9 protein-coding genes are annotated in these 12,387 nt (G+C 47.8%); 7 read left to right on the top strand and 2 right to left on the bottom strand.

What is annotated here, in order from left to right; all coding sequences use genetic code 11:
• The first annotated feature begins 21 nt into the window (after positions 1-21).
• The 6 genes from ACSR9A_RS04960 (at position 22) to ACSR9A_RS04935 (ending at position 6,469) form a co-directional block, all read left to right on the top strand.
• Entirely contained in the window at positions 22-1,068 is a 1,047-nt protein-coding gene (locus ACSR9A_RS04960; RefSeq protein WP_473755999.1) for an ABC transporter substrate-binding protein, read from the top strand.
• A gap of 25 nt (positions 1,069-1,093) precedes the next feature.
• Positions 1,094-2,023: an MBL fold metallo-hydrolase gene (locus tag ACSR9A_RS04955; RefSeq protein ID WP_473755998.1), complete on the top strand. Its 930-nt coding sequence runs from the start codon at positions 1,094-1,096 to the stop codon at positions 2,021-2,023.
• A 312-nt stretch (positions 2,024-2,335) separates the two neighbouring features.
• Positions 2,336-3,886: an SAM-dependent methyltransferase gene (locus ACSR9A_RS04950; RefSeq protein ID WP_473755997.1), complete on the top strand. Its 1,551-nt coding sequence runs from the start codon at positions 2,336-2,338 to the stop codon at positions 3,884-3,886.
• A gap of 62 nt (positions 3,887-3,948) precedes the next feature.
• Complete coding sequence (locus ACSR9A_RS04945; RefSeq protein ID WP_473755996.1) at positions 3,949-4,644, top strand: response regulator transcription factor; 696 nt, start codon at positions 3,949-3,951, stop codon at positions 4,642-4,644.
• Positions 4,637-5,728 (top strand): sensor histidine kinase, encoded by a 1,092-nt coding sequence (locus ACSR9A_RS04940; protein WP_473755995.1) that lies wholly within the window; start codon positions 4,637-4,639, stop codon positions 5,726-5,728. The genes ACSR9A_RS04945 and ACSR9A_RS04940 overlap by 8 nt, the downstream gene beginning before the upstream one ends.
• Positions 5,729-5,923: 195 nt before the next feature.
• Entirely contained in the window at positions 5,924-6,469 is a 546-nt protein-coding gene (locus ACSR9A_RS04935) for a VanZ family protein (protein WP_473755994.1), read from the top strand.
• Positions 6,470-6,544: 75 nt separating this feature from the next.
• On the opposite strand, the gene ACSR9A_RS04930 is transcribed toward ACSR9A_RS04935, so the two are convergent.
• Positions 6,545-7,144: a TetR/AcrR family transcriptional regulator gene (locus tag ACSR9A_RS04930; protein WP_473755993.1), complete on the bottom strand. Its 600-nt coding sequence runs from the start codon at positions 7,142-7,144 to the stop codon at positions 6,545-6,547.
• A gap of 228 nt (positions 7,145-7,372) precedes the next feature.
• Between ACSR9A_RS04930 and ACSR9A_RS04925 the strand changes: the two genes are divergently transcribed.
• Complete coding sequence (locus tag ACSR9A_RS04925; RefSeq protein WP_473756110.1) at positions 7,373-8,893, top strand: DHA2 family efflux MFS transporter permease subunit; 1,521 nt, start codon at positions 7,373-7,375, stop codon at positions 8,891-8,893.
• Positions 8,894-9,000: 107 nt separating this feature from the next.
• On the opposite strand, the gene ACSR9A_RS04920 is transcribed toward ACSR9A_RS04925, so the two are convergent.
• Complete coding sequence (locus ACSR9A_RS04920; RefSeq protein WP_473755992.1) at positions 9,001-12,120, bottom strand: stalk domain-containing protein; 3,120 nt, start codon at positions 12,118-12,120, stop codon at positions 9,001-9,003.
• Positions 12,121-12,387 lie beyond the last annotated feature (267 nt).

The raw sequence follows: 12,387 nt of genomic DNA, 5'->3' as shown, positions 1-12,387 counted from the left end.
CCAGGAAAAGGGGAATGATGCATGTTTAGAAAAGTGGCTTATTCGAGTCTTATGATCGTCTTGATTCTGACTCTGCTTTCCGGCTGCGGGACCTCTGGCTCGCGGAGTAACGGAAGCTCCAAGTCGGTCGACCCCATTACGGTGAGGATCGGCTTGCTCAAGAACGTGACCCATGCTCCGGCCTTCGTAGCGATCAAGAAGGGCTATCTGCAAGACCGTCTTGGCGCTAATGTGAAGATCGAAGTACAGGGCTTTAATAACGGCTCGGACTTCTCGACTGCAATGGCGACAGGCCAGATCGACATCGGTTACGTCGGGCCAAGCCCGATAATCAACCAATATACAAGGAGCAAGAACATCAAGATTCTGTCAGGAGCGAACAACGGCGGCGCCGTGCTAGTGACGAGAAAAGGCTCTGGCGTGACGAGCGTCAAGGACTTGGCGGGCAAGCTGGTCGCTATCCCGACAAAGGGGAGCACGAATGAGATATCTTTGCGTCTGCTTCTTCAGGAGCATGGCCTGGAGGTGTCGACGGACAATAGCGGGGTTCAGCTTATTGCGATGGCTCCGGCGGATACGCTGACGGCCATGAAGCAAGGCCAGGTAGACGCGGCGCTATTGCCGGAGCCATGGGGGACGCAGATCGAAAATGAAGGCATCGGTAATATCGCCATCGAGTGGGATCAGATTCCGCCGAACAAGGGAAATTATCCTCTTACGATTATCGTAACTAGCGACGACTTCCTGAAGGAACACCGGAATTTGGCCAAATCCGTTCTTTTGGCCAACGAGGACGCAATCAAGTTTATCAAGGATAGTCCAGACGACACATATTCTCTCGTTAGCGACGAGTTGAAGGAACTGACGGGCAAGGGCTTGGACGCCGAATTGATCAAGGCCACACTGTCTCATCTAAATCTGACGATGAACATCGACCAAGATTCCTTGAAGATAATGGCGCAGGTGGCGGTCGATGCCGGCTATATCAAGGGAGTCGGAGCAGATGGCTTGGATCTGGCAGGCTTGTACGATCTGTCGCTGCTGAAGGAGACGCAGGAAGGCAAATAAAACGAAAATGAGAGGGCTGACAGCGATGACAGCGATGTATATCCAGCCACAAATGAATTTGAGGCCAGACTACCACCCAGATCTGACCGTCGTTCTGCTCGGGACGGGTTCTCCCCGTGCCTTTTATGGGAGAGCGAAGCCCGGAGCCGCGGTGCTCGCGGGAGACAAGACGTTCCTCGTTGATTGCGGGGGCTCTACGGTGGACCAACTAATCAAAGCGGGCATCATGCCTCAAAGGATATCCGATGTCCTGTTTACCCATCATCATTACGATCATAACGGAGGATTCTTCGACGTGTTCATCACGAGTTGGCGCACGCATATTACCGCAGAACGTGTCTTTGAAGGTCGTTCAGTGCCCATGCAAGTGTACGGACCAGAGACGACGAAGGAGATCATCGGTAAAATGCGGGAGTCCTTCGAGTTCGACGTCAAGCTCCGAATTAGCTATAATCTGTCGGATGAAGCGGGCTCGCTAATCGAGTATACGGAATGCAATGAGGGTGTTGTGTACAACAAGGACGGCATCCGAATTACTGCCTTCGAAGTGGACCATCGCCCTGTCTATCCGGCCATCGCTTACAAGTTCGAGTATAACGGCAAGACGGTCGTTATATCAGGCGATACGATTCCGGTGGCCAATACGGAGAAACAAGCGACCGGGGCAGATCTGCTCGTTCACGAAGCGTACAACAAGTCGTGGCTTGACGCCTTGACCGCGCAATATCCGAAGCACGAGAAGGCGCTGTCAAACCCCGCGAAGTATCATACGACGACGCTGGAAGCGGCTGCAATCGCGCAACGGGCGGGAGTCAAGCATCTCGTGCTCACGCATCACATTCCCGCGCCAGAGGCGAATCCAGAGGCCGAGCAAGCGTATATCGAGGGGATGGCTGGCATTTACGCCGGCCCGATCACAGTAGGTCGCGACTTGATGGTCTTCGAATTAAAGTAGCGGACAAAGGACTCCCTACAGGGCGCCCCTCTATCTTGTTGTCGGACTTATTGAATCTGAATATTAAATCTATCCGTTTAGAGTGGGGCGCCGGTTTGGGCGTCCTTTTTTTGTATGACAATCGGACTATTGATTGTTGTAACCCTTTAAACTAAAAATATCTGTGTGGCTACGCCCTGAGCAGTTTGAAACGGCGTACTTGTAAGGGATGTGCTATCATAAAAAGGGATATTATGAAAATAAGTCATGTGCAGGCAAGTAAGCTGGCATACAACGTAACGCAATAACTTTCAGAAGGCAGGATTCATATAAATGACCGTTAACCATACACAACGCTATCGCTTTAGTGAAGCTCCTATATGGCATCTCCAAAGGGAATATTTCGAAGAAGAAGGCATGAAGGCTTGGAATAATGATCAGGTTCCTCAATATATAACGAGTAATCCGATGATTGCTTCGGCCTATGCCGAAATGATATTTGGGCTGCTTCAAGATCGGGCAAATCAGGGGAATCGCATAGAGCCTGTATTTATTGTGGAGCTTGGAGCAGGAGCAGGCCGTCTCGCCTACCATGTGCTGCATGAGCTGTGCCAGCTGAGAGACTATGCGGGGATATCCCTTCCCCCTTTCCGCTATATTATGACCGATTTGGCCATGAAAAATGTTCTGGCCTGGCAGGAGCATCCTGCCCTGCAAGCTTTTATCGCCGAGGGCGTGCTGGATTTTGCACGATTTGATGCGGTTCATGATACGTCGATAAACCTCGTCGTTTCAGGCACAACCATTAGAGAACAGGAATTAGAGCAGCCATTAATTATAGTCGCCAACTATTTTTTTGACAGCATTCCACAAGAGCTGATTTATGTAGGCGACGGCCAAATCTATGAGGCGGATGTTTTTGTCGAATATCCTGACAATCGGGATGCCCTTAAACCAGCCGAGCTATTAGATCAAATTGCTTTGCATTATGAGCACAGGCGAGCGCCCGAGTATGAGCAAGATGACTATCCATACCGCGATGTCATTGCCGTATATCAGGAACAGCTGGAGGATTCGCATATTTTATTTCCTGCCGCTGGTCTAACCTGCTTGGAGCGCTTGAATCAATTGTCTCAGGCAGGGTTTCTATTGATAACCGCTGACAAAGGCGACCACCTGCTCGATAACTGGAAATTTGCCGAGCCGCCGGAGCTGTTCCTGCATGGCAGCTTTTCATTGACCGCCAACTACCATGCGATTCAGCATGTGTTTGAGCAAAGAGGAGCTCAGGCGTTGTTTCCTCCGCATCATTATAAAAATATAAATGTCGGCTGCATTCTCCATATGGATCAACCGATGGCATACGCGAATACCCGATTAGCCTACCGCCGATTTGTTGAGCGTTTTGGCCCGGATGAGTTTTTCAGCATGAAAATGTGGGTTGACCGCAATCTCGCCAGCATGGAACTGCAACCATTGCTCGCCTTTTGGCGTTTGGGTGGATATGATGCGGAGTTTTTCATTCAGAGCACGAAGCAAATAGCCAGCCTGCTGCCAGATGCGAATGATGAAGAAATGCAGGACCTGCTAAGAGGCATCCAGCTGATGTGGTCGTCGTATTACGTCATGGAGCAGCGTTATGACTTGGCACTTGATGCAGGCTTGCTGCTGTTTGAGATGGAAATGTACGAAGAGTCCAAGCAGTTTCTAGAAATATCGGTGCAGCAAGAACAGGATGAGGTTGTTTCAACCGTGTTTTATTGTCTCGCTATTAGCTGTTTTGAGCTGGAGCTGGACGAGCAGGCATTGGGCTATATTCAGCAATTTTTGGAGCTTGAGCCGGATCACGAAGAGGCATTGGCGCTGCTGGGGCGATTTGAATAATAAGCATAGGCTGAACTTGTTGATCATTATTTTCAGGAAAGACAGTTGGGGGTGGCTGGGATTTGAGGCGTATTACGATTTTGGTCGCAGATGATGAGGTGGAAATCGCGGATCTGGTGGCCTTGCACCTGCAAAAAGAAGGTTACTACATTATAAAAGCATCCGATGGGAAGACAGCTATGCAAGCTGTGCAATCGCAGACGATTGATTTGGCTATTTTGGATATTATGATGCCGGAAATGGATGGGTACGAGGTCACTCGTAAAATTCGGGAGCAATACCATCTGCCGATTATTTTCTTGAGCGCCAAAACCTCCGATCTGGACAAGATCACAGGGCTTGTTATGGGAGCGGACGATTACATGACCAAGCCCTTTAACCCAATGGAGCTGGTGGCGCGTGTCAATTCGCAGCTTCGCAGGTCGCTGCAATTCAATCAGCCAGCCGTCATGAATAAAGCGGTGCTGGAGCTAGGCGGACTCGTGATTTCACCCGACCAGCATAAAATCACCTTGTACGGCGACGACGTCGAATTAACGCCGAAGGAGTTCGACATTTTATATTTGCTAGCGAGCCATCCGAAGCAGGTGTTTAGCGCGGAAAGCATTTTTAAACAGGTGTGGGGCGAGGCCTACTATGAGAGCGGCAATACGGTTATGGTCCATATCCGTACCCTGCGCAAAAAACTGGGAGAAGATACGACCAAGCGAAAGTTCATCAAGACGATCTGGGGCGTGGGGTACACGTTCAATGATTAAAAGCAGACGGAGCTTTCGGACCACGATGATTATGTTGCTGGGCTTAAGCATGCTTTTATCCGGTGCGATTACGTATGGCATTTATAAGCTGCTGCAGCTTTATTATGTCGATGTCCGCGAAGGGGATCGATTGGCTCTTTACCGGAGGATGATGAGGGAAGTCGGGGATATTTATGTGTTCCTCATTATTTTTATCCCGCTGGCTATTGTTTTTTTCTTCTGGTTTACAAAGCGATATGGGACTTATTTCAATGAAATTTCCAAGGGAATCCGCCATCTGGCTAATGGGGAATTTGATAATCGGGTCCAGATATCCTCAAACGATGAGTTCAGCAGCATTGCGGAGGATTTGAATTTGGCCAGCGAAAAGCTGCAAGCGGCGGTTGAAAAAGGGGATTTTGCCGAAAATAGCAAGGATCAGCTGGTTGTGAATTTGGCGCATGATCTTCGAACGCCGCTTACCTCAATATTGGGGTATTTGGATTTGATGGTGAAGGATAATCAGCTAACCGATGAACAGATCAAGCATTACACCATGATTGCCTTCAACAAATCGCAGCGTCTGGAGAAGCTGATTGATGGACTATTCGACATTACGCGCATGAACTATGGCAAGCTGCCCGTTGAGAAAGAGCCTATCGACCTCAGCGAGCTGCTCAGGCAGCTGAACGAGGAGCTGTACCCTGTTTTTGAGAAAAATCATTTAGCAGCCCGAATGGATGTGGCTCCCGAGCTGTATATTAATGGCGACGGGGAGCTGCTGGCCCGTGTATTCGAGAACTTATTGACCAATGCCGCCAGGCACGGCAAAGAAGGCCTATACGTGGACATTAATGGGCGCCTTGATACGGGGCATGTGGTCATTCAAGTCGCTAATTATGGAGGAGAGATTCCTCCTGAGGATTTGCCGCATATTTTCGAAATGTATTATACCGGTGATCGGTCTCGGGCGCATCAAGAGGGCGGCACGGGCCTCGGCCTATTCATAGCCAGAAATATTGTAGAGCAGCATGAGGGAACCCTCACGGCCGAGAGCAATGTGGTGCGGACGGTATTTGAGGTGCGATTGCCTGTACGCTCATAATTTAAGAAAAACTTTAAATTTGTCCCACTTTTTTTTAACTAGTTTTCTCTATCCTAGAAGTATAAGGCAAGGGGAGGACGCGTTAATGACGAAGTGGGGCATTTTTATATGCTTGGTTCTGCTGGGCTATGCAGCGACGGACAGAGAGCTTTATAAATAGAATGGCGAGATTGTGACGATAAAGGAGGATGCCATTTGGAACAGAGGGCAAATAAAACGAATAAGTGGGAGCTTTTTATAGGATCGGCGTTTGTTGTGTATTTGTTTTTATTATTTAAAATCATTTTGCTCAAATGGAACGCTATTGGTCTCGATGCTTGGTGGTATCATTTCAAAACGTTTTTGTACCACCCGTATCTCATTTACGAGCGCCAAGCGAATCTAAAGCTATTCGATGAAATTTCAAGGGGGATTGATGGATTATCGATCTCTGGCTCGATGCTGTTTACCAATTTAATTGGCAATACGCTGATCTTTATTCCGTTGGGTGTTTTTATCGCGGAGTTAAGCAGATCTCGAGGGGGATTAGGCATAAAAATATTCGTGTTTTCCCTGCTGTTAAGCTTATTTTTTGAAGGCAACCAGTTTTTTCTAGGTATTGGCATCTTTGATGTGGATGATTTGCTGTTAAACACCGTTGGCGGAATGATCGGGTACATAGCTTGGAAAATCGTTACGGATGGCGTGAGAGTACTCCAGCCCACAACGGCTAGAGGATTAAAGAGGACTTCTCATACATGAGCTGGGAAAAGCCGGGGACCATAAGGGGTTCCCGGCTTTTATGCGTCAAATTTTGCTTAAGTAAGGAATCGGGTTCTACGAGCTGTCTACATTTGAACGGAATGGAGCCAACAGCAGAAGCTGTTTGGCAAGAAAGGCAGGCGTATAGGGCGTATCGTTGCGCAGCCATATAACGATTGTGCCAAGAAAAGCAGAAGCGCCATACCAGGCTGCAATATCATTTGGAATTTCGGGCGTAATGGCTTTGGATGACGTATGGTGACTACTCATTTTACTTTTAATATAGTCCATCATAAGCACAGAAAGGCGCTCCGTAAATAGGGGCAGACGCCTGGAGCCGAGCAGTATTTTGTAGGAGGTTGAATGATCGGAAAAATGCTGAATAAGCTTGACCAGCTCGGGCCATTCATGATCAGCCGAACCGGACGGTTCATAATCATTTTCTAGCAGATTACGAATATGCGTGTTCATGTTGTCCGCCATCTGATTCAGCATATCCGGGATATCCTTGTAATGAAGATAGAAGGTAACCCGATTAATGGTCGCCCGCTCCGCAAGTCGATTCACTGTGATTTTCTCTAAATCGTACTCCTGAATCAGCTCAAGAAAAGCTTCTCGAATCAATTGGCGTGTGCGTTTAACGCGCGGATCTATTTTTGGTGATTTTGCCTGCATGCAAACACCGATCCTTTCCATTTTCAAATCAATTGTCTATACGACGGTTTTAAGTGAATTTGTAGATTATTACGAAGTAAAACGACAGATTATAGATATTTGTAAACTAATAAACAGTAATGAAAAAGGTGTCGCTTGTAATCATAAAACGAGACGCCTATAATCTTTTACATTAAGTAAATTATACTACAGACTGTCAATTAGTTGAAGTCGAAAGGATTGAGTAAGATTAGTACAAACCCTGTTTTTGACAGCAGCTCAATTAAGAAAGGGCCCCTATTGTTCGTTTTAATCGTAGGGGCATTTGTCGCCGTATTAAATCAGACCATTATGAGTGTCGCGCTTCCCCATTTAATGGTCGAGTTTTCAATTGAGGCTGCCGTAGCCCAATGGCTGACTACCGGGTATATGCTGGTTAATGGCGTGCTCATTCCGATTACGGCCTATCTCATGCAGCGTTTTACGACACGAGAGCTTTTTCAATCGGCCATGGTTATTTTTCTCGGAGGAACCATACTGGCAGCGATAGCGAATTCATTTGAAATATTGCTCGTTGGACGGCTGATTCAAGCGGCTGGGGCCGGTATTATCATGCCATTATTGATGAATGTAATCCTAACCATCTTCCCTCCAGACAAACGCGGGGTTGCGATGGGTGTCGTTGGTTTAGCTATTGTTTTTGCACCTGCTGTTGGCCCTGCTATCACGGGTTATGTAATGGAGGAATACAGCTGGCGCACGATGTTCCAGGCGATTATTCCTGTTGCTGCTTTAGTCATTATTCTTGCTCATTTTTATTTGAAAAATGTGGCTGAGCGCTTGTTCCCTAAGCTCGACGTATGGGGAATGATTTTCTCAACCATCGGCTTTGGAATGGTGATTTATGGGTTCAGCAAGGCGGGCAGCCTAGGGTGGTCCAACACGGAAGTTGTGATTTCGCTAACAGTGGGGATTGTTTCCTTGGCTGTGTTTACGTGGCAGCAGCTGCGCTCTAGCAGTCCGCTGCTGGATCTCAGGGCGTTCAAATATAATATGTTCTCCTTAACGACTATTATCAATATCGCTGTCACTATGGTGATGTACGCTGATATGATGCTGCTTCCTCTCTATTTGCAAAATGCACGTGGATATACAGCACTGGAATCGGGCATGCTTATGCTGCCTGGCGCTCTGCTTATGGCACTGATGATGCCCGTATCCGGGAAGCTGTTTGACCGCTTTGGTGCAAAGTGGCTGTCGATTGTGGGCATGATCATTACAATCGGAACTACGATTGGATTTGTAAATTTGACGGACTCAACCAGCTATAACTACTTGCTGCTGATGTCTACGGGACGACGGATCGGGATGGCGCTGTTCCTGATGCCTATTACTACAGCGGGCTTGAACCAGCTTCCTGCCAGACTGAATGCGCATGGAACGGCTATCTCTAATACGATTAAGCAGGTGGCTGGCGCGATTGGTACCTCCTTGCTCGTAACCGTCATGACGTCGAGCACTAAAACCCATCTGACGGATACGATGGTGAGTAGCGGCACACAGACGGCTTCCAAGGAAATGATGATACACGCTAACATTCAAGGCATTAATGACGCGTATCTTGTTATCGTTGGAATCGGCCTCATTGGACTTGTGCTTTCGTTCTTTATTAAACGGGTCAAGCAAAGTGAAGAGGAAGGCGTTAAGATGCCGGTAATAAATAAAGTGCCAGCTGCAATCGGGCACGCTAAAAAACTAAAAAACACCTAATAGAAGAGAAAATCTTCTTATGGGTGAGAGGCATGTCATGCAAAAAAAGGCCGGGAACCCACTGAGGGGTTTCCGGCCTTTCTGCGTACATCTAGCTTCCATTAAATCTAAACTCCTGCAGGCTGATCAGGAGATGGCGTTGGTGCGGAAGGTACCGTTGGTGGCGCAACTGGCGTTGGCATTAGAACGGCTGCCGAAGGATCGGACAAGGCATTCGCACCGCTATTGGCTGCGGAAAGCACATATACACGATAGTTGGTGTCAAAAGCTAGTGGCTGTCCGCTCACATCGAGTGTGCTTTTGGATAGCGTTAAGATAGCTTCAGCTGGCGACAACGTATAGTTGCCCGATGCACTCGCCGCAGCGAGGTTGAAGCTGCCAGCATCAGCGTCTTTAACGATAAATACGCGATATTGTGAGATATTTCGCCCATCAGCTGGTTTCGTGAAGGATACTTGAATATCCTGACCGCTTGCGAGCAGGGTTGCATTAACGGCTGTTGCTGCTGCTGCCGGAGGCAGCGGTACAGGCAGTGTAATAGGCGCAGAAGCGGAAGACAGCGCATTGGTGCCTGCTGAGCTGCCGCCGCCAATGGACAATACAAACACTTGATAGCTGACGCCATCTTGGATGAACTCCCCGCCTGTATCGCGTGTGTTGCGAGTAAGCACTTTGCTTGGTGTATCGCTTTTATTGACTGCTGTAAAATAATCAGGCTGAGTAATCCGGTTCGCCGTGGTCAGATCAAAACCGCCAGCATTCGCACTTTTGACGATGAAAATACGGTAGTGATCAATATTCGTTTCATCCGTAGGTTTTGCGAAATCAACCTTGATATCTTGACCGCTATTGTATTCAACTGCAACGACATTAGCTGCCGCAGATACGCTCTTAGTGGTCGTCAGGGTAATAGCTGCTGAACCTAGGGACAGCGCATTGGTGCCAGCAGAGCTGCCGCCGCCAACGGACAATACAAATACTTGATAGCTGACATTATTTTGAATGAGATCGCCGTTAACATCCCGGGCAGTTGCAGCGAGCACTTGGCTAATATTTCCGCCTGTCTTAGCTACTGTCGTGTAGTTATTGGCGTTGCTCACGGCGTTAGCCGCTGCCAGATTGAAGCTGGCTGCATTAGCAGCCTTAACTACGAACACACGGTAGTGGTTCAGGTTGGTTTCATCAGCTGCTTTAGTGAAAGCAACGAGCAAATCCTGTCCATTGTTAAGCTCGTTTACGTCACTGACAGCAACATTCGCTGCTGCTGTTACAGCGCTAGCTGACAGCGTAATTGCTATCGAGCTGCTGGAAAGAGCATTATTGCTGGTCGAGCTGCCATTTCCAACCGACAAAACGAATACCTGATAGCTGACGCCATTTTGGATAAGCGCCCCATTAATGTCGCGCGCTGTCGCAGGCAATACTTGATTAATATTGCTGCCTGTTTTGGAAACGGTCGTATAATAGCTGGAATTCGTTATACTGTTCGCTGCAGCTAGATTAAAGCTGCTTGCATTTGCCGTCCTAACGACGAAGATACGGTAATGGTTTAAGCTGCTCTCATCGCTAGCTCTAGTGAACGAAACGCGTAAATCCTGACCATTGTTATAGTCGCTCACGTCGTTTACGCCAACATTGGTTACACTGCTAACCCCTGTACTATAAAGAGCAATACTGGAGGAGGCAGTGGACAAGGTGCTGGAATTGGTGGAGCTGTTATTAGTAACACCCATAACGAACACGCGGTAGGCAACGCCATTAATAATGGAATTCCCCTTCACGTCTCTTGCGCTGGAAGAGAGGATTTGGCTGTAGCTGCTGCTGCCAGTTCTAGAAATATCCGTATATCTTCCCGACGATACGTTATTCGCCTCTGATAAATTAAAGCTGCCATAATCGGCCTCTCTTACTACGAAGATCCGGTAATAGCTAATCCGGGACTCATCCGATGCCCGATTAAAGTTAACGCGCAAATCGCGTCCGTCCCCAAAGTTGCTCACATCGGTTACGCTCGTAATGGCCGGCGTGTATCCGGAGGAGGAACCAAGCGTCACAGACGAAGAAGCCGAGGACAAGGTATTAGAAGTCGTGCCGACGCTGCTGCTCATAGAAAGAACATAAGCCGTATAGGCAACGCCATTTTTAATAAATTCCCCCGAACTGTCCCTTGCCGAGGAACTGAAGCCTGTACTCATCGTACTGCTGCCGGTTTTGGAAACGGTCGTGTAATAGGAGCTGTTAAGCGTATTTGCTGCTGCCAAATCAAATTTGGACGCATTAGCGGTTTTCACAATGATAACGCGGTAGCTGGAAATGTTACTTTCATTGGAGGCCCGGTTAAAACTGACCGAAAGGTCACGGCCGTCGCCGAAGTCGCCAACATCGCTAATCCGTACATTCGATGCAGCATCAACCGTCGATTTGACGCTCAGGGTGATGGATGCGGAAGCGCTGGATAGCGCATAACGATCGATATTGCCAACGGTCAAAATAAATACTTTATAAGGCAGATTAGAGCGAAGCAGCGCCCCGTCTGTATCTCTCGTTTGAGCCGTTAGTACATTGTTTTGGTATGCAGACGATGTAGGCACTGCCGTATAATTCGTACCGCCTACAATTTGTGCTTTAGCCAAATTAAAGGACGCAGCTTTATCTGCCGGAACGACGAGTATACGGTAGCTGTTCACATTCGTCATGTCGGATGGAGGTGTGAAATTAACTTGCATATCTCTTCCATCCCCATTTTGGCTAACCGTGGACACGCTCACCGAAGTAGCTGCGCCAATACTTACGGATGCAGCTGTAGTAATGCGTACACTTCTTGTTTTTGAGTCCCATTTGACATCTTCGCCAAGCGATTCGCTGACGAAGCGGACAGGGACGACGGTTCTTCCTTTAATGGAACGGGCTGGGGCGTCCAGTGTAACGGTTGTATTGTTAATCGTAGCCGTTCTTGCACCCAGTTTAAGAACAACGGTCGTATCGCCTTTCGTGGCGGTTACCGTTTTGGTTTTTTGACTCCATAATACCTTGGCATCTAAAGCTTCAAAAATCCCGCGCAAGGGCACAAAGGTGCTGCCTGAAATAATAATAGCGGGTTGATCGGTTTGCAGCACTTGCCCATCGATATAAATTTTAATATCGGTTGTTGCTGCCTGCGCTACAGGCTGAAGTAACACAAAAAACAGCGTTGCAAAAGCAGCTAGAGCGGAAACCATTTTTCTCATAACGTTCATATCCCCTCTGGATCGTTCTTCCATCATTTTCTGGATCGATAATAAGACGTAGCAAGAAGGGTAAAAGTTTCTGCTTATTCATATTTTGTTCATAAAAAGTCTGGAACTGAGAATAACGGAAGTATGAGAGATTTGAGATGTTTCACTTAGAAAATTTTTTTTGTCGGAGTTTGTCATTTTGCTGTCATTGGGGTGGATTATACTGAACTGGAATCGTGAGCAGGAAGGTTGCTCATTGAACAGCATGTCGAAAACGAG

It is taken from the genome of Paenibacillus sp. R-74696, from assembly GCF_055814915.1.
The sequence above is the reverse complement of the archived record's forward strand: the minus strand, read 5'-3'. Positions and strand labels throughout refer to the sequence as shown.

Bases quoted from the DNA above. Each gene is read 5' to 3' on its own strand.
- ACSR9A_RS04960 (WP_473755999.1), top strand. From the start codon at position 22: ATGTTTAGAAAAGTGGCTTATTCGAGTCTTATGATCGTCTTGATTCTG.
- ACSR9A_RS04930 (WP_473755993.1), bottom strand. From the start codon at position 7,144: ATGCAGGCAAAATCACCAAAAATAGATCCGCGCGTTAAACGCACACGC.
- ACSR9A_RS04950 (WP_473755997.1), top strand. From the start codon at position 2,336: ATGACCGTTAACCATACACAACGCTATCGCTTTAGTGAAGCTCCTATA.
- ACSR9A_RS04920 (WP_473755992.1), bottom strand. From the start codon at position 12,120: ATGAGAAAAATGGTTTCCGCTCTAGCTGCTTTTGCAACGCTGTTTTTT.
- ACSR9A_RS04955 (WP_473755998.1), top strand. From the start codon at position 1,094: ATGACAGCGATGTATATCCAGCCACAAATGAATTTGAGGCCAGACTAC.
- ACSR9A_RS04940 (WP_473755995.1), top strand. From the start codon at position 4,637: ATGATTAAAAGCAGACGGAGCTTTCGGACCACGATGATTATGTTGCTG.